Origin of the sequence: Spirosoma sp. SC4-14 (assembly GCF_037201965.1) — a bacterium.
GTDB lineage: Bacteria > Bacteroidota > Bacteroidia > Cytophagales > Spirosomataceae > Spirosoma.
The window spans coordinates 4050258-4068369 of sequence record NZ_CP147518.1; the positions used below are offsets into that span (position 1 = coordinate 4050258).

General features: G+C 51.0%; 15 protein-coding genes. 7 read left to right on the forward strand and 8 right to left on the reverse strand.

Going from position 1 to position 18112, the window contains the following annotated elements; translation table 11 throughout:
* The first annotated feature begins 3 nt into the window (after positions 1-3).
* The 7 genes from WBJ53_RS16615 to WBJ53_RS16645 all read left to right on the forward strand — a co-directional run bounded on the left by WBJ53_RS16615 (position 4) and on the right by WBJ53_RS16645 (position 9242).
* Entirely contained in the window at positions 4-612 is a 609-nt protein-coding gene (locus tag WBJ53_RS16615; protein WP_338868094.1) for a tetratricopeptide repeat protein, read from the forward strand.
* 162 nt (positions 613-774) lie between these two features.
* Complete coding sequence (locus tag WBJ53_RS16620) at positions 775-1368, forward strand: sigma-70 family RNA polymerase sigma factor (protein WP_338868096.1); 594 nt, start codon at positions 775-777, stop codon at positions 1366-1368.
* Between the two features lie 84 nt (positions 1369-1452).
* Positions 1453-2523 carry a FecR domain-containing protein gene (locus tag WBJ53_RS16625; RefSeq protein WP_338868098.1) on the forward strand — a complete coding sequence of 357 codons (1071 nt, stop codon included), beginning with the start codon at positions 1453-1455 and terminating at the stop codon, positions 2521-2523.
* Positions 2524-2603: 80 nt separating this feature from the next.
* Complete coding sequence (locus tag WBJ53_RS16630; protein ID WP_338868100.1) at positions 2604-6098, forward strand: SusC/RagA family TonB-linked outer membrane protein; 3495 nt, start codon at positions 2604-2606, stop codon at positions 6096-6098.
* Positions 6099-6185: 87 nt separating this feature from the next.
* Complete coding sequence (locus WBJ53_RS16635) at positions 6186-7709, forward strand: RagB/SusD family nutrient uptake outer membrane protein (RefSeq protein WP_338868102.1); 1524 nt, start codon at positions 6186-6188, stop codon at positions 7707-7709.
* A gap of 132 nt (positions 7710-7841) precedes the next feature.
* Complete coding sequence (locus WBJ53_RS16640; RefSeq protein ID WP_338868104.1) at positions 7842-8888, forward strand: glycoside hydrolase family 43 protein; 1047 nt, start codon at positions 7842-7844, stop codon at positions 8886-8888.
* Positions 8889-8966: 78 nt separating this feature from the next.
* On the forward strand, positions 8967-9242 hold the full coding sequence (locus WBJ53_RS16645; RefSeq protein WP_338868106.1) for a hypothetical protein: 276 nt from the start codon (positions 8967-8969) through the stop codon (positions 9240-9242).
* 41 nt (positions 9243-9283) lie between these two features.
* On the opposite strand, the gene WBJ53_RS16650 is transcribed toward WBJ53_RS16645, so the two are convergent.
* From WBJ53_RS16650 to WBJ53_RS16685, 8 genes are all read right to left on the reverse strand, one after another.
* A complete protein-coding gene (locus WBJ53_RS16650; RefSeq protein ID WP_338868108.1) occupies positions 9284-9520 on the reverse strand; it encodes a 4a-hydroxytetrahydrobiopterin dehydratase in 237 nt (78 codons plus the stop codon).
* 91 nt (positions 9521-9611) lie between these two features.
* Positions 9612-11243 (reverse strand): hypothetical protein, encoded by a 1632-nt coding sequence (locus tag WBJ53_RS16655; protein ID WP_338868109.1) that lies wholly within the window; start codon positions 11241-11243, stop codon positions 9612-9614.
* Entirely contained in the window at positions 11240-13480 is a 2241-nt protein-coding gene (locus WBJ53_RS16660) for a hypothetical protein (protein WP_338868110.1), read from the reverse strand. Before WBJ53_RS16660 ends, WBJ53_RS16655 begins: the two co-directional genes overlap by 4 nt.
* Positions 13477-14667 carry a BatA domain-containing protein gene (locus WBJ53_RS16665; RefSeq protein ID WP_338868111.1) on the reverse strand — a complete coding sequence of 397 codons (1191 nt, stop codon included), beginning with the start codon at positions 14665-14667 and terminating at the stop codon, positions 13477-13479. Before WBJ53_RS16665 ends, WBJ53_RS16660 begins: the two co-directional genes overlap by 4 nt.
* A gap of 88 nt (positions 14668-14755) precedes the next feature.
* Positions 14756-15616 (reverse strand): DUF58 domain-containing protein, encoded by an 861-nt coding sequence (locus WBJ53_RS16670; protein WP_338868112.1) that lies wholly within the window; start codon positions 15614-15616, stop codon positions 14756-14758.
* A 4-nt stretch (positions 15617-15620) separates the two neighbouring features.
* Positions 15621-16604 carry a MoxR family ATPase gene (locus tag WBJ53_RS16675; protein ID WP_338868114.1) on the reverse strand — a complete coding sequence of 328 codons (984 nt, stop codon included), beginning with the start codon at positions 16602-16604 and terminating at the stop codon, positions 15621-15623.
* Between the two features lie 110 nt (positions 16605-16714).
* Positions 16715-17332 carry a DUF4159 domain-containing protein gene (locus tag WBJ53_RS16680; protein ID WP_338868116.1) on the reverse strand — a complete coding sequence of 206 codons (618 nt, stop codon included), beginning with the start codon at positions 17330-17332 and terminating at the stop codon, positions 16715-16717.
* Between the two features lie 39 nt (positions 17333-17371).
* A complete protein-coding gene (locus tag WBJ53_RS16685) occupies positions 17372-18058 on the reverse strand; it encodes a Uma2 family endonuclease (protein WP_338868118.1) in 687 nt (228 codons plus the stop codon).
* Between the last annotated feature and the right edge of the window lie 54 nt (positions 18059-18112).

Consider the following 18112-nt stretch of genomic DNA (forward strand, 5'->3'; position numbering starts at 1 on the left):
CTTATGAAAACCATGCGCCAACTTGCTTTCGCTTTTCTGTTTACTACAATTTCGGTATCGATTGGCTATGCTCAACCGTTAACAGCCTTCAAAGAAAGCTATGTACAGGAAAGCAAAAAAGAATACAAAAAAGCCATTTCTACCCTGAAGAAAGCGAGCGACGACTCCTATGAAGTAAATTTACGGCTAGGCTGGCTACACTATCTGGCAGGGCAGTTGACCGAATCCCTCGATTATTATGAGAAGGCCATTGCTCAGCGACCAACCTCCATTGAAGCCCGATTAGGGTACGCGCTTCCCGCGTCAACGCTCAACCATTGGAATAAGGTTACAGAACAATACCAGACCATTCTGCGTCTCGACCCAAATAATTCTGTCACCAACTACCGGATGGGGCTAATGCATTATTATCAGAAAGATTACAAAACGGCAGAAGCTTTTTTCCAGAAAGTGCTGAAACTCTATCCCTTCGATCATGACAGCCTGCTCATGCTCGGCTGGACCAAGTATATGCTTGGTCAGACCAACGAGGCCCGAACGTTCTTCAACCGAGCCCTTCTGAATACGCCTACCGATTCGTCGGCTACCAAAGGGCTGGCCGCGTTGAAGTAAGATTGCTTATGGTTTATGGTTGCTCTGCTTAAGAAGGAATTATGCTAATTGGCAGTGCAACCGTAAACCGTAGACCGTAAACCATAAAAACACCTTTTCTTTCGAACAATTGGTACTATCCTGCGTAATATTATACCTTTAACCGAACAAATCGTATGTAAGTTGGAGAGTTCATCGGGTTATTCGTACACGACAGATGCTGCGCTTTGGGACGACTTCCTGAGCGGTAGTAAGACCGCGTATGCCTATTTGTATGATAAATATGCCCGAACGCTCTATAACTATGGCTATAAGATTGCCCAGAATCGGGAACTGACTGAAGACTGCCTGCAGGATCTTTTTCTGGCCATTCTGGAAACCCGCGAACGGCTCGGCCGCACCGATTCGATCAAGTTTTATCTCATGCGGGCCCTGCGCCGGGAAATCGTTCGGCGGCTCAATCGGGAGCAACGCTTCGACCACGAGCTCGATGCGATTGATTTCAGGATTGAATTTTATTACGAACCGACCTGGCTCGACGCCCAGATTTCGCAGGAGCAGTCGACACTTTTGCTTCATGAGCTAAACAGCCTGCCAGCCCGGCAGAAAGAGGCCCTTTTTCTGAAGTATTTCGATAACCTCAGTTATGAAGAAATTGCCGGGGTGATGGGTATCGAACAAAGCTCCGTTTATAAAATTGTCTATAAAGCCATTGCGTCACTTCAAAAACGGATGGCTCCGCATGTGGTAATCCTGATTCTATCACTCATCCGATAATAGTTAGAAAAAAATCACGATCTGCGAGGGATAATCTGGCCGATATACGTCTTTACCGTATATCATCCGCCAGCAATTTCTCGTATGAATGCGCCCGATTTACCCGATTTCAGTCAGTTTTCTGTTCAGGATTTCGTTCTCGATGAATCCTTTCGCCGATGGATTCTGCAACCCGACGAACCAACGATGTCGTTCTGGCATACGTTTATGCTCAATCACCCTGAGCAACAGGCGGCCATCGACGAGGCCAGTGCCATTCTACTCCACCTGCGCGTTCGCTACGACGATCTGACCACTGCCAGTCAGGAACGAATCTGGCAGGTTCTGGACCTGGCTTACGACAATTACCGGCAAACCCACGATGAGCAATCGTCGGCTAAAGAGCCCATTATCAGACGGTTGGTCGGACACCCGTTCCGTCGCTGGCAGGTTGCCGCATCGCTGGCGGGCGTGCTGATACTGGCCATCGGCGGCTGGTTTTACCGCACAAACTGGTACCGCCAGCAAATCCACACCCGCTACGGCGAAACACAAACCGTAACCCTACCCGACGGGTCGCGCGTGCAACTGAACGCCAATTCGACCCTTAGCTACCGACCCAACTGGGACAACGATGCCGACCGGGAAGTATGGCTCGACGGTGAAGCCTTCTTCAAGGTAACGAAGCAACAGACCGCATCGGGCCGTCTGAAGTTCATTACGCATACGCCCAATCTCGACATTTCGGTGCTTGGCACCCAGTTCAACGTCAACACCCGTCGCGGCAATACGGTGGTCGTTTTATCGGAAGGAAAAATTCAGCTCTCCCAGCCCGACAACAAGAAAGCACCGGTTATTCTGATGAAACCCGGCGAACTGGCCGTTGCTCAGACCGGCATCGAACAGGTTACTGTTAAGCCGGAGAAACCACAACGCTATACTGCCTGGACCCGACAGGAGTTTGCCTTCGACAATACGCCCCTGCGCGACATTGCCCAGCAGCTCAACGATACCTGGGGCGTTACGCTTGTTTTTGAAGATAACGATCTGGCCGAGCGACGCTTTACGGGTAACCTGACCAGTCAGGACCTGGAAACACTGCTGGCGACGCTGGCCGCTACGTTCGATTTAGAGGTTACCCGCAACGAAAACAACATCTACCTGCGTCGGCACTAATTCCTGATCGGATTCATCAGCAATTTTTTCCGTAAACAAACCCATTGACATCATCTAACTATTCCTGGTACGAAACGTTCATGCTCGCACAAGCACCCCAAGGCATGAATACACTGTTTCTAAACGCCCCCTTCGGGGGTTGGGGGCTTTCTATTCAGATGAAAAAAATGTTTATACCCCTTTCGCTCTGGATGGCAGGAACGGCGGCATTTAGCTTACCAACGGTTACGGCCGCCCAGCTGTTGAGTCGGGCCCAAAGTCGTCCTGAGCATAGTGTACCCGACGTTCGGCCCGGCCGCGCCCGAACGCTGAAAAAAGTATTGAACGACCTCGAAAAACGGTATAAAGTCAATTTTGCCTACGACGAGTCGCTCCTATCGGGCCGCCTGACCGAAACCGAGCCCGACGGCAGCACGCTGGATCAGATACTGACTCAACTACTGGCCGAACAGGGATTACGGTATCAGAAAATAAAGGAGAATCTGTACGTCATTCAGCCTGCGCCCCGTAAAGAACCGACACCCATAAACCCTCCGGTAGCGCCCGACGAAACCCGCCCGGTAACCTACAGCGAACCCACCGTAGTCCGGCGCATAACGGGGCAGATCACCGACGAAACGAACGCGGGTTTACCGGGAGCCAGCATTCTGGAAAAAGGAACAAACAACGGCACAACAACCGACGCCAACGGTAATTTTACGCTGACGGTGAGCGATGCGGCTACTACGCTGGTGGTATCGAGTGTTGGCTACAAAAATCAGGAGGTTCCGCTCGGCACAGACAACACAATTACGGTTAAGCTGACTCCCGACGACCGTACGCTCGACGAAGTAGTGGTGATTGGGTATCAGACCGTTCGCAAACGCGACCTAACCGGGGCCAACGATGTCGTCAGCGTAACCCAATCCAGCAAGGTAACGGCCAATTCGCTCGCCGAGTCGATTCAGGGGCTGTCGCCGGGTGTAACGGTCCGCAATTCGGGCGTACCGGGGCAACAGGCATCCATTCAGATTCGGGGGGTAGCCAGTTTCCTGAATACCGATCCATTGTATATCATCGACGGCATGATTGCCGACGCTAACCCTACGGTCAATACCGATGATATCGAGTCGATCCAGATTCTGAAAGATGCGTCGGCAGCCGCTATTTATGGTTCGCGGGCCGCCAATGGCGTCGTTATCATTACAACCAAACAGGGTAAGGAAGGACCGATAAAGGTTTCGTTTTCAGGAAAATATGGCATCCAGCAGGTTTACAAACGCTGGAACCTTACGGATGCCTCCGGTTTTGCGGCCCTTCAACGGCAACAGTATCAGAACGCGGGCCAAACCCCACCAGCCAGCGTTGCTACGGGTACCTTCAATCCCACTATCAATACCGACTGGCAGGATCAGGTGTTGCGAACGGGCAATCTTCAGGACTATAACCTAACGCTATCGGGCGGAACAAAAACCGGAACCTATCTGATTTCGGGCAGCTATTTTAACAACACGGGCTACGTCACTGGCAGCAGCTTCGACCGGGCCAGCCTGCGCATAAACACCCGTAGTCAGATCGGCCGGTTTACGTTCGGCGAAAATGCGGTACTGACGAACTCTAATGTGCAGAATTTTCCGGCGGGTAACCCGATCTATGACATGGCCGGTATGCTGCCCGTTATTCCGGTACAGGACCCCCGCTATGTAAATGCCAGCAATCCGGGCGGCTACGGTATCGGCACTAACCCCGATGCCGTCACGTACTACTACAACCCGGTAGCCGTTCGCGATCTGGCCAGTAACAAGAGCAATTTTGCCAAAATGGTTGGCAATGCTTATCTCGACATCAAGCTAACCGACTGGTTAACCTACCGCGCCAACGCCGGTCTGGAAGTGAGTTTCGATTACACACAGAACCTGCGGAAGTTGGGTACCTATCAGTATAGTGCTTCGCCCGTGCCCAGTTCGGTTAGCGAAGATCGGTCCCGCTACCTGAGCCTGCTGTTCGAACATACGCTGAACTTCAACAAAACGTTGGGGGCGCATAGCGTCAATGGAGTGTTGGGGATTAGCCAGCAAACAACCCGCCGGGATATTACGTCGGGGTCGCGAACCAATCTCGGCTACGCGGGTGGACAGTATTTCACTACGATCAATGCCGCCACGGGTATCTCGAATTCGGCCGGCAGCACGCCCGACGACTACCGGATTCTGGGGTATATTGGCCGGATCAACTACGCTTATAACGACAAATATCTGCTCACGCTTACGGGCCGGGTCGATCAGGATTCGCGGTTTGGGAGTAACTATCGTACGGGCTTCTTCCCATCGGTGGCGGGTGCCTGGCGCATCAGCAAAGAGTCGTTCTTCCACGTAAACTGGATTACGGATCTGAAACTGAATGCTTCCTACGGAAAATTGGGCATTGTTGTGCCGACGCTTGGGTCGTTCCCGTACACCGCTTTTATCAACAGCAACCCCAGAGCTATCTTCGGTGTCGATCAAACCCCCAATGTAGGCGCTTACCAGGCACAGTTGGCAAACCCCGATTTGCGCTGGGAAGAACGGATTCAGCAGAACTACGGCGTATCGGCCAGTTTCCTGAACAACCGCATCAGCACCGAAATCAACGTTTATAACTCGTTATCGAACGATGCCATTCTGAACCTGACCGTACCGGGCTATCTGGGTAATCTGCGTGGCAATCCCTATGTCAACACTGCCTCTATCCGCAACCGGGGTGTCGAATTCTCGGCCACCTATCGAAATAAAGAACATGCGTTGAAATGGGATGTATCGGGCAACTTCACTACCATTAAAAACCGGGTCGAAAACGTTGGCAATCAGGGGCAGAATATCAACTACATCCAGAGTGGCAACACACGCTCGCAGGTTGGCCTGCCCGTTGGTCAGTGGTATGTGCTGAAAACGGCGGGAATTTTCCAGAGTCAGGAAGAAATCAACAACTACAAGGGCCCCAATGGCACGCCCATTCAACCCTATGCCAAACCCGGCGATATTAAGTATGTCGACACCAATGGCGATGGCCAGATTACGCAAAACGACGACCGGCAGTTTGTGTCGTCGCCCTGGCCGAAAGTGCAGGCGGGTGCGCAATTTAACGCGTCCTATGGCCAGTTTAGCCTGAATGTTCAGTTAACCGGCGTGTTTGGTTATACGGTGTATAACGATGTACGGCGCAGTCTGGATACCTACCAGCTCACCAATTTCCGGCGGGATGTCAGTCCCTGGTCGTCCAGCAATACGAACACCAGCGACCCACGCATCAGTCTCGAAGCGGGCGATCAGGGTATTGTGTCCAACAATTTTGCTTATACGGATCGCTGGCTGGAAAATGCCTCCTATGTGCGGATGCGTAATATCGAGTTGGGCTACTCGCTCCCAAGTGTGCTCCTCAACCGCCTGAACGTGCGCAATGCCCGTGTGTTTATCAGCGGTCAGAACTTGTTTACCATAACCAAATACAGTGGTCTTGATCCCGATGTTACGGGTGCCAATATTCAGGAGCGCGGTGTCGACAATGGACACTGGCCTTCGCCACGGGTCATTTCGGTGGGTGTCAACTGCGATTTTTAAACGTACGTTTCCATAGTTATAGCCAGCCAATGACTACTAACGAATGACCGACCAGCAATCCAACTCATTCTTTCTGAGCCATTAATCATGAAAAAAATAGTTATTTCGCTAACCGTTGCCGCCATCACGTTTCTGACGGGCTGCAACCGAAGCCTCGACATCGTCAACCCGAATCAGGTAACCACTCAGTCGTTCTGGAAAACAGCCGACGATGCTCTGGCGGGTGTTAATGCCGTCTATAGTACCATGCACCGGGGCGGCATTTCGCGCTGGATGCCCTTCTATTACATTATCCACTCCGACGAAGGCCGCAGCCAGAGCCCGGCAACGGATATTGTCAATAATATGGATCAGTTTCTGGTTACCGACTACAATTATGGCAACGCTTATGCCGTCTGGAACGATAATTACATCGGCATAAACCGGGCGAATCAGGTAATCGACAATGTGCCGAACATCCAGATGGATGCTACGCTCAGGAATCGTTTTCTGGGCGAAGCCAAATTCCTAAGGGCGATGTATTACTACCACCTGGTTACGTTGTGGGGAAATGTTCCGCTGTTACTGAAAACACCGGTCGTGGGCGATAAACCCAACTCGGCAACAATAGCCGAGGTATGGGCGCAAATCGAAAAAGACCTGACCGAGGCCACTTCACTGCTACCTGCGTCATACGGCTCAGCCGACCTGGGCCGGGCAACCAAAGGGGCGGCCTATGCCCTACTGGCCCGCGCTCAGATGCAGCAACGCAAATACACCGAAGCGCTGACTCCGCTGCAATGGCTCGTTGAAGGCGACGGAAAAAGCATCTATGCGCTGATGCCCAACTACCGCGATAATTTCCTGTCGACAACCGAGAACAATAAGGAATCGATATTTGAGTGGCAATTTCAAACGAATCCTTCGGAGTATACCGACGACGACACCGAAACGCCCAACCAGAACTACGGCACGTCGTTAGCCCAGTTTTTCGGACCAAGCGGTATAGGCTGGTCGGATGGTGAAGCCCAGCGCTGGCCAACCCGCGAGTTCTACGAGAAAACGACAACCGGAAACCGCGACCCGCGCCTGGAAGCTTCTTTCCTGTTCGACTCGACCGATGTGCGCGGCCCCGACTTTACGATGATCTACGGGCAAACCTTCACCCAGCGCTATGGCAAAGACAACAAGCGCGTATGGTTCCGTAAGTTTCAGAACGACGCCACCAAAAACGAAGAAGGCTACCGTTCGCCCAACAACTGGCGCTACATCCGCTATGCCGATGTGTTGCTTATGTATGCCGAAGCCCTCAACGCAACCGGCAAAACGGCGCAGGCTTACCCCTACGTCGATCAGGTTCGGCAGCGGGCAGGTCTGGAAAAACTGTCGGTAGTGAAACCCGGTTTGTCGCAGGATCAGTTTCTGAATCAGTTGAAACATGAGCGGATTACCGAACTGTCGGGCGAAGGCATCCGCTGGAACGATCTGGCCCGCTGGGGCGATCTGGGACCGCAACTGGCAAGTCGGGATGCGGCTTTTTCGACCTTTGTTAAAGGCAAAAGTGAGCTACTGCCCATCCCGCAACTCGATCGGGATCTAAACCCGAATTTGGTTCAGAACCCGAATTATTGATCGTTTACTTGAACCGCGAGGACGCGAAGGTGCAAAGTGCCAGGCACATCTTGCGCCTTTGTGTTCTCGCGGTTCAAAAAAGATATACCCCTCAGAGAGCAATCTTTGGGCATCTGTTCTCATTTTCACTCAATGATGAAAACTACGCTGTTTCTTCTTCTTATCGTCCTGTATGGCTGTCAATCGCCGGAAAAACCAGATCCAACGCCCCCGGTTACGTCGGTCGATACGACTGGAAAGTTCCAGAATCCGCTTCTATCCCCCGCCCCCGATCCCTGGGTTACCTATAAAGATGGGGTTTACTACGTAATGCACACAACGGGCAATAGCCTGCGCATTTATAAAACAACCGCCATGAGTCGGCTCAGTCAGGCCAGGGCCGTTACCGTCTGGACGCCCCCCGCAACCGGTCCTAACTCCCGCGACATCTGGGCTCCCGAACTGGTATATCTGAACAATAAGTGGTATATCTACTACGCAGCCGACAATAATGGCGTCGATGCCACCCATCGGATGTTTGTACTCGAAAACGAAGCCGCCGACCCAACGCAGGGTACCTGGATCGACAAAGGCCAGCTTACTCTTCCCGACAACAAATGGGCAATCGATGGCACCGCACTCCAGCTTAACGGTCAGCTCTATTTTGCGTGGTCGGGCTGGGAAACGGATCTGGGCGGTCAGCAGAATATTTATATCTGCAAGCTGACGAATCCGTATACGCCCGAAGGACCACGCGTTCGTTTATCGACGCCCGAACTGGCCTGGGAAAAGAACGGATTTGGGGTCAACGAGGGACCGGAGTTCCTGGTCCACAACAATAAGGTTTTTCTGATTTATTCGGCCAGTTTTTGCGGCACCGACCTTTACGCACTTGGCCAACTCTCGGCGGCCACTAACAGCGACTTACTCAATTCAGCCTCCTGGACCAAATCGCAAAACCCGGTTTTTGGCCCCAAAGCAGGCGACGGCACCTTTAGCGTTGGCCATAATAGTTTTTTCACAACGCCCGATGGCAACCAGAACTGGCTGGTGTATCATGCCAACCCTGCATCGGGGCAGGGTTGTGGCGACAAGCGGTCTCTACGGATGCAACCGTTCGGCTGGAAAGCCGATGGCTCCCCCGATTTTGGCACACCTGCTTCGTTAACCGACTGGCTCAAACGCCCCAGTGGCGAGTAATGGACACAAGGCATTTATGCCCGGGTTTATGCAGGCTTCGAGATTAATCAGCAAGGCCAACTAAAGAACATTGTCATTTTGAGTCCCACCAATATAGATATGGGCTTCGTTGAAGCTGTCCGAAACGGGCTGGAAAAGATGCCCGCTCTGAACCCGAGTTTTAGTGGCACGTATGTTTTACCGGTTAGTTTTACCTTCACCAATTCAAAGGAGCATACGGGCGCACACTGGACAACCAGCCAATTACCGACAGAGCATTTAGCGGGTCGTAAGTTATTAGAGGAATTTGTGATCCCTATTGTGGTTTCCAAACCGCTGGTAGTCAGCAGGGAAGTTTGGGGCTATTATCCTTAAAATAAGCAGTTCAGTTTGCCGTTCTGCACTTACGTAGTCGTTTAGCCCGCAATCAATTGGCCGATGGCCTCGGCTAGTTTCCGGTCTTTTCCGGTCACTACATTACCCGCATCGTGGGTCGACAGTTTGATTGTCACCTTGTTATAGACATTCGACCACCACGGATGATGATCCATTTTCTCGGCCAGCAGCGCCACCCGCGTCATAAACGCGAAGGCTTCCGAAAAATCCGCGAACGTAAACTCGCGTGTGAGTTGATTATCCTGTTCCTGCCACATAATGTTTGTCGGTTTACGGTTTATAACTTACGGCTACTTCGCATTAAAGCAAGCTAACAGGCGGAGCAACTATAAACTATAAACCCTAAACTTACCCTCCAAGTTTTGGTTCGAGCCAGAGGGCGGTCAGGCAGAACAGGAAAAGGGTAAGCCAGACCCAATTGGGGAGTGTAATGGTTGTTACGCGTTCAGCCACGGGCCGATTGCTTTGGTCAGTATGATGAGCCAGCATGTACTGCTGTACTAACCGGCTTTTTGCTACAGTCGGAAATCCGGTCGATTCGGAATAGATGGCCAATGAATCCTGAACAGATAACCAACCGGAATCGTCAACTAGCCATTTACCCTCCGCCGACAATGGATTTATGGGCGAATAGGCAATCTTAACCGTGTCATTGCCGATCTGTATCATTGTTTTACGCATCGATGGATTGTTCACGTAAATCGCTTCCCGCAAGCCTTTCAGTACTGGCGCTTCCAGATAGCTACTGTTTAGGGAGGCCGGTCGGAGTTGAGCCAGCATTGCATTCCAGATTCGATTATAGGCAAGACTATCACCGCTTAATTTGAGCGGAAATGTTTCATTCAGCAGGCTAACACCAACTTTGCCGGACGTTTGCTGAACGGCTGCCGGATAACCGGGAATGTTGGTTTGGGCCACATTTGCCGTAAAAACGTAAGGCAATGCCTGTAAACCCGTACCTACTGGCACCAGCGATTCGTTCGAAATTTTACGCACCTGCCACCGACTTCCTAATGCCTGATTAATCAGACGGCAATCGGCATCTGGATTTGTCAGGTTGATAAAAAGTACGGCCTTCCCGTCGGCAACGGCCCGTTTTACGGCCACATTTGCCGCATTTGACGGGTCCGTAACGATCACATCGGGCTTTGCCGATGCTTTGTTTATCGTCAGCCGGTTGCTGACATCTTTCGACAGTGTAGTCGTTACCTGAACCGAATGGCCATTTTTCCCCAGCCAGTCGGCAAGCGTGCGGCTTTCAAAATCGGGCGTATCCAGAATAAACTGAAACGTGAGTGGTTTCAGCGGCTGCGCAAAAAAACGTATGGTATCCAGCAGTGTACGGTCCAGCACCAGTTCGGTTTCCGTACGGCCAACCGTAAAGGCAGGAAACTGCAATGTAAATGAGGTTAACCCAACGGGCAAATCAAGACTGTCGAGCGTTCGGCCACCGTAAGTCAGCTTAATCCGTTGTTTACGCGACGACTCAAGTGTGCCCGTCACCTGTTGCATCTCGCCTTTTTGCACAATGCCTTTCCAGCTAATTGTCTGAATCTGATCGGGTGCATAATAGGGTAACCACCGAACCGTTTGCCGACTTAGTCGGCTCAGCAACTCGGGCGAAAAGTCCTGTCCCAGCACCGTTACCGAATCGAATCGGTTGCTTTTGAACGTACGGGCTGTTACCACCTCCCGAATATGCAGGCTATCGCTGACTTTCTGGCGATAGTCGGTCGGTACATCATCGCTAACCAACAGCGCATGAGTGGTATTGGCCGTAACGGTCCAGTTTGGCTCTACCCCATAGCCGACTACGACCAGCCAAAGCAACAGATTCAGCAGAAAACGAATCGTTTTTCGTTGCGGAGTCAGGGAATCGTTACGAAAAACAAGCCAGGCTTGTATACTAAGCAACGCCAGAGCGCTAACTATAATTAGCCAGCCCAGTAGTCCAGATCGATCAAAATCAAAAGAAATCATTGCAAATGCCGCCAGAACGACCGTTCAAGTTTTCGTTCACTGGTGTATGAACGGGTAGTCTGCTCAGCAGTTCCGGCCAGATCATACAGCTTTGTCTTTAGTTGTTTTTTCTCCGAATCTGCGAGCCATTTACCCGCAGCCAGTTTTTGTAAGCTCGCCAGGACCGACCAGTTGGCCAGGCCGCTGTTCATAACCCGATCGGTCAGGGCACTGCCCAATTCCTGAACGGTGCGTCGTTGACCAGCACTGAGCTTTTCCAGCGACAGATACCCCAATACTTCGCTGACCAATGCTTCAATCCGGGTTTGGTCGTAAACACGCTGTTGACTCGTAGTGGCATTCACGTTTTTCAGTTCGCCGGTTAGCCGTAGTTCTTTCTCTTTGATCGGTGGCGGATCGAACCCGGTTTTCTTCACAAACGACCGCGCTTTCTGCTGCGACATTTTCAGGTATTCCAGCGCTTTTTTCTCGTATGGCAGTGCTTTTTCGGGCTCAAACAAGCGCAGATGCAACTCAGATTGCCACATCTGCTCCAGCGACATTTTCAGCAATGCCCGCGTCGACTGTTCATGAAACGTATTGGCTTCTCCATCATCGTGCGAGTGAACATACTGCTCCATCAGCGCGGCCAGCGGATCTTTGCCCTCGTCGTTTCCACCGCCACCGCCGTGGTTATGGCCATCGTCGGCCGAATGGGTCTCGTGTGGTGCAACGGGCGTATGCTCGCCTTCGCCCTCATCGTGTTTGTGCATATAGGCCTGAATCGTGGCCATTCCGGCTACCACGGCCCCATCACTGTTGGTTGGAATGGGTGGTTCGCCACTACCACCAATCGACTTTTCAAACTCTTCGCCAAGAAATTGGCCGTAACGCAGCCGAAGGGCTTTCTGATCGAAACCGATTTCGTTCGATGTACTTTTAAAGGTTTTTTCACTAACCGCCTTTCGTTTAGCGATTAGTTTTTCGGTATCGATAATGATTTGGCGTTGGCTCCTGAAATAATCGGGCATGATATTGACAGCCATCGTTGCCAGTTCGCCTTCTTCCATCCGTGTCGTATCCTTATAAACCAGAAAATACGTGTCTGACTTTGTAAAATTAGGCTCCGGTCGGCGGTTATCGAAAGCGGCCCAGTAGTAGTACAGCTCGTCGCCCGGCGCAAAATTCAGTGCCTTAAGGTCGATTTGTCTGGTCAGTTTGGCTTCTTTGAAATTCGCCTTGTCGAGCGGCATTTTCACCTCACGAAACTTCACATTTTCGCCCGAACCCCGCGCTACGGTCGCTACAATAAACGCATTCGACACGCTGAAATCATCGGAAATGGTAGCCGACAGAGCAATGGTTTTGGGGTCTTTCAGGAAGTGAAATTTATAGAGTTCTTTCGATTCGGGAACAATTTTCGGTGCCAGATCAGGCAGCGATTCCAGCCGGTAAAAATCGGACTGATAGACCAGCGAATCGTGGCCACCATAGCCCGACCAATACGCTTTTATGGCATACAATCCCGAATTGATCAACCGATCCTGATAAACAAAAGCAGGGCCATCCGACTTAAACGGCACCTCTACTCCCCGATTATTCACCAGCCGAACCGACAGTTTTCGGTTATGGCTAAAGGTTAATCGCCAGTTCAAAACCGATCCATTGATTGCCGATGCATTCAAATCGGCCGATTTTCGCTCTGGCAGGTTTGTGTAGGCTGGGGGCTGTATCTGTAGCTGGGCAGACCGAAACGATGGCGCAACCGGTTTTTCGGTATCAACAGCCACGCTGGCGTCTTCGCGCTCCCCTTGGGGTATGCCAACGGCCGAATGCTGCATCATCGGATAGCCAAAATGAACGCCAAGAGCAACCAGCAACACCAGTGCATAGATCCAGAGTTGCGAGAAAATCACCGTCGGAATCCGGGCATCCCGTATGCGTTCGCTCAAACGTTCCAGTTGAAGCTGTTCGGCCACATTCAATTGGGGCTTATCCAACAGCGGCAGACTGTATTCGGCATCGCCAACGGTCTGGTGAATTAGTCGAATGGCGTGAGGCTTTTTGCTCTCGTAAAGCTTTTCCAGGAATATACCCGCCAGCAACGCTAGCAGCCCCGCCAGTGCCGACAACAGCAGTGAACTCGCAAACGTAGCGACAAGGATAAAGGCCGATGCTGCCAGCAATACGCACCGCAACAGCGCATTGGCGTATAGCTGATTGCTCACCGACGTTAGAATTTGTTTGGGATTCATCATGCGTTTCGGGTTAATGCAATCCACCGTTCAACAATCAGCAAAACGATAAAAAGCAGTAATAAAGCGTTATGAACCAGTGTTTGCGGTTTTTGATCGAGTCGGTTCGCCACTACAAACAACTTTTTTACTTCGTGTTCGCTAAGTGGCAATGCCTGAGATTGCAGGCCATAATACCGAATCAATTGCTCACCCAGCCATTCTGGCAACTGCCCGGCAGCCACCCGCTCATTGGTCTGTGGTGTAAAGGCGTGCTCGCTGTATACGACATTGGAAACGGTCGGATATCCCATCTTCCCCGAAATTATGTAGAGCGTTTGGGGCATAGGACGGGCAATTGTATGGTCGGTAAGAACCCAATCGTATGCTGTTGCCGAAGCGGGTTCCCGATCAACTGACAGATTTAGTCCATACACATCTTCCAGTGCATCCAATGCTGCAGCTACGGTATGCTGCTCTGTTTTGTTGCGGTAATCGAGCAATACCTTCAAGGCACCCGAATGAACCGACGCCGGTGTGTACTGCACCGTTGGGGCCAGCGTAGTAGTATTTGTTAACCGACCCTCTTGATTCACGAACAGCTTCTGATTATTGCGGGTTACCAGATACGATTGTGGCTTACGACTCGAATCGGCTAACAGATGCAAACGGTATGTAGCAGGCACATAAATGGCCGGTACGTCGGCCAGGGCTTCATTATTCAGCAGATACAGATGCATCTCGGCATTGCCCTGACGAAGTTTGTCGATAACGGCCTGAAGCACCAACGGCGTAAAGAGTTTCGTTTCGGGAAGCTGGTCTGGGGTTTGTACAGGTTCTGCCCGTTCGTTGATCCAATACAGTTTATCGCCCCGTTTTTCGGCTTCTTCCAGTTCAAACCGGAAATTGGTTGTTACCAGCGCATTGGGCTGCACCAGGTGAATAGTCTGAGCCTCTATCTTGTTATCTCCATTATTCAGAACCAGTTGGCTCAGTAATACGACCAGCACAATCAGCAACAGGCATCGCAAAACAAGCAGCAACACATTATCGAGTTTTAGTCCTCGCTGTTGCTGCTGATTTTTTTCAACTAGCCATTGTGTTGCCGCCCAGGCCAGTAGTTTGCCTTTTTTCTGATGCCAGAAGTGAATCACGACCGGAATAATCACGGCCAATGCTCCCCACAGCAAATACGGTTGTAAGAATGCCATATTGTTCGATGCCGGATGTTAGACATAGGTGCTGGATATTGGTTCTGCCAGGAGTCCAATGTCCAATAGCTACCGTCCAATACCCTTACTATAATTTCTTTCCAGTCAGAAACGCACTTAATACTCGGGCCATTGGATCGCTTAACCGAACCCGAATGAGCCGAACGTGCGGAATCTGCAAGGTTTCTTCCAGCGTTTTCAGGTAATCCAAAGCAGCCTGCCGTACGGTATCCCGAACGGCATCGGCCTGAAGCTCAATTTCCCGCCCCGTTTCCAGATCGCGAAACAGATAGAAACCGTTCAGATTGAAATCGATTTCGTTGTCGCCCAGGATCTGAAAAATAACAATCTCCCGACGCGGCCCCGCCACACTCTGGATTAGTTTCAGCCACTCATCGTTGACCTGCAAAAAGTCAGACGCAATGATTAGTAGTTCGCTTTGCTTTCGGCTAAACTCTGGGAACGACGGTTGTTTAATCACCCACGCTCCCGATGCCTGAACCGTTTCCAGCGTCCCTAAAATCTTCAGAAATGCCTGTTTACCGGCCGGTACCAGTGTCTCTACATCGCCGTTCTGCAATCCATAAAGGCTTAACAAATCGTTTTGCCGATAGGCCAGATACGCCAGTGAAGCCAGCAGAATCCGGGCGTAGTTCAACCGGCTCACTCCGGCTTCTTCGTAGTTCATGGAACCCGACAAATCGAGCAAAAGCCGGATTTGCTGATTACTCTCCGTAGCCGATTCCCGAACCAGATGATGACCACTCCGGGCAAATAACTTCCAGTCGATGCGTTTCGGATCGTCGCCCGGTTCGTAGTGTCGATACTGTTCAAATTCTGTACCCACACCCGACCGACGGCTAGCCTGAATGCCCAGCATCAGTTCGTCGCTGACGAGTTTACTGGCCAGTTGCAGATTATTCAGTCGGATAAGATCTGTAGCAAGCATAAACCTACTTTATACTGGCCAGCAATTCTTTAATAACCCGGTCGGTGGTAATACCTTCGGCATCGGCGCGGAAGTTCAGCGCAACGCGATGGCGAAGAACCGGATACGCCAGCATTTGAATATCGTCTGGAATCACCGAAAACCGCCCATTAAGCACTGCACGTGCCTTTGAACACAGGACCAGTGCCTGACCAGCCCGTGGCCCGGCCCCCCACTCGCACCACTGCTTCACAAAAGCCGATGGCGTATCCTGCGGGCGTGTTGCCCGCACAAGCCGGTTAATGTAGGAAATCAACTCGTCGCTGATATGCACCTGCCGGGTCAGATTCTGGAGTTCCAGAATATCGTCGTCAGAAAGAATGGTTTGCAACGTTGGCCGCCCGGTACCCGTTGTGCTTTTCAATACGGTTAATTCTTCATTCTCCGATGGATAGCTCAGCTTAATGTAGAGCAGAAAACGGTCGAGCTGGGCTTCGGGAAGTGGGTACGTACCCGCCTGTTCGATAGGATTCTGGGTAGCAATGATCAGAAACGGCCGGGGCAATGCATAATCAGTACCACCATACGTGACCTTATATTCCTGCATGGCCTCCAGCATAGCCGCCTGGGTTTTGGGCGGTGTCCGGTTAATTTCGTCGGCCAGCACCACATTGGCGAAGATCGGCCCTTTGTTGAACTGGAAGAATTTCTTACCAGTTTCGTGGTCTTCTTCCAGAATTTCCGTTCCAACAATGTCGCCCGGCATCAGGTCAGGAGTAAACTGGATTCGTTTAAACCGCATGGCCAGTGCATCCGACATGGTCTTCACCATCAGTGTCTTGGCAAGGCCGGGCACCCCTTCCAGCAGACAGTGACCACCCGCCAGCAGCGAAATCAGCACTTCGCTGATCACTTCCTGCTGCCCAATGATGATTTTGCCAATTTCGTTTCGTAGCTGGGGCAATCGAGCCACCAGCGCTTTGTAGTGAGTTAAGTCTGTTGATTCCAAAACTGTATATCAGGTTGTATAAGAGAGGCTTTTATAATGATGAATGATGAATGATGAATGCATTGTAGTGAAGTTTTACATCCAGATCACTCATAACTCATCATTGTCAATCAGGCTGTTAAGGCGTATGTGATAATATTGACGCCGAATTTGGTATTGTCTTCGGCCAGAAACCGCTTGTTTCGAAAGTCGTAATCCCACTCACAACCATAATCTTTGTTGCTATACAGAACACCGATTCGACCGTTTATGGTAATGGCCTTCAGATAATCATGTACCAGATCGTCGCCCCAGCCATTCAGTTCAAAGGATGTTGTGGGTGGTCCTTCTTCAAATTTAAAGAAACAGGTGTAGATTGGGTGGGTATTCGGGATCTTCTGCAATGCCTTTGGGCCGAAGGTTCGGGCCATTTCCTGTTCAAATGAACGGGCAAACAACGCATCGATATCATGATTGCAATCGTCGACAAAAACGAATCCGCCATTCTGAACATAGCGTTTGAAATGCTCTCGTTCCTGCGTCGAAAACTCAACCAGTTTGTGGCCACTCAGGTAGCAGAACGGGCTTTTAAAAATATCCGGGCTGCTCAGTTGAACTACCCGTTCTTTCTGATCGACCGGAATTGTTGTGTATTCAACCAATGAATGCAGCAAATTGGAAGGCATTCGCTGATCGGTGTCCCAGTCGCCGGAGGTATATTGAATTCGAGTGAAAATAAACGGTTTCAAAAGAGATTCGTTGAGAAGTGTTTAAAGCCATTAACCGTGTTAGGCAGTGCGGGCCATCAGTTCTTTGAGTGTTTCCATAGTGCATTGCTTGTCGAAAATGGCCCGAACCGGAATCTGAAAGCCTGTAACGGTCAATGCCGCCAGTGTGTCATCGATATAGAGCGTGGCTACCGAAGCAAACGCCATCGTTGCTTCATCGAGGCTATATTGCTCTACCGATTTTCGAACGGGGTCGATGATCCAGTATTCGCGAACGCCATGAGCAGCGTAGTCTTCAAATTTGATGTCCCCAACGGAGGTGGCTCGGTCGCGGCCGGTCGTAGTTTCCGAAAGCACCTCCGCAATTAAATCGGGAGCGGGATGCTCCATCTGGTCATCTTCAAACGAACTGGCCGTTTCGTGGTTCCAATAGCAAATATCCGGCTCATAATCATTTCGGGTAAGCCCCACAAGCGCCTTTTCGGAATCAACTGCACCCAAATCGTGTAAATGAACATACACCCGAAGTAATGTCAGCAGGTTTTGCGTCGCATCCAGATGCCGACGCTTCACGGGCGAGTGCATGATGACTTCGCCATTGATAAATTCGGCCTTGACATCGTCCCGGAGCCATTCCCGAAACGACCGACAACGGACGGCTTCATCGGCCAGGATTGCCTGCGCCCGTTCGATCACCAATTTGGCATCAGGAGCTTCCAGAAGATCAGCAACGCGGTTTTCCAACATAATCGAACAAGCTAGTTTCTTTCGACAGGATTTACAGGATAAACACGATAGTAT

What these genes read in the sequence shown, in the direction of transcription:
- WBJ53_RS16685 (WP_338868118.1), bottom strand. Translation starts at nt 18,058, where the DNA reads ATGTTGGAAAACCGCGTTGCTGATCTTCTGGAAGCTCCTGATGCCAAA.
- WBJ53_RS16635 (WP_338868102.1), top strand. Translation starts at nt 6,186, where the DNA reads ATGAAAAAAATAGTTATTTCGCTAACCGTTGCCGCCATCACGTTTCTG.
- WBJ53_RS16615 (WP_338868094.1), top strand. Translation starts at nt 4, where the DNA reads ATGAAAACCATGCGCCAACTTGCTTTCGCTTTTCTGTTTACTACAATT.
- WBJ53_RS16650 (WP_338868108.1), bottom strand. Translation starts at nt 9,520, where the DNA reads ATGTGGCAGGAACAGGATAATCAACTCACACGCGAGTTTACGTTCGCG.
- WBJ53_RS16640 (WP_338868104.1), top strand. Translation starts at nt 7,842, where the DNA reads ATGATGAAAACTACGCTGTTTCTTCTTCTTATCGTCCTGTATGGCTGT.
- WBJ53_RS16655 (WP_338868109.1), bottom strand. Translation starts at nt 11,243, where the DNA reads ATGATTTCTTTTGATTTTGATCGATCTGGACTACTGGGCTGGCTAATT.
- WBJ53_RS16625 (WP_338868098.1), top strand. Translation starts at nt 1,453, where the DNA reads ATGAATGCGCCCGATTTACCCGATTTCAGTCAGTTTTCTGTTCAGGAT.
- WBJ53_RS16630 (WP_338868100.1), top strand. Translation starts at nt 2,604, where the DNA reads ATGCTCGCACAAGCACCCCAAGGCATGAATACACTGTTTCTAAACGCC.
- WBJ53_RS16665 (WP_338868111.1), bottom strand. Translation starts at nt 14,667, where the DNA reads ATGGCATTCTTACAACCGTATTTGCTGTGGGGAGCATTGGCCGTGATT.
- WBJ53_RS16670 (WP_338868112.1), bottom strand. Translation starts at nt 15,616, where the DNA reads ATGCTTGCTACAGATCTTATCCGACTGAATAATCTGCAACTGGCCAGT.
- WBJ53_RS16660 (WP_338868110.1), bottom strand. Translation starts at nt 13,480, where the DNA reads ATGATGAATCCCAAACAAATTCTAACGTCGGTGAGCAATCAGCTATAC.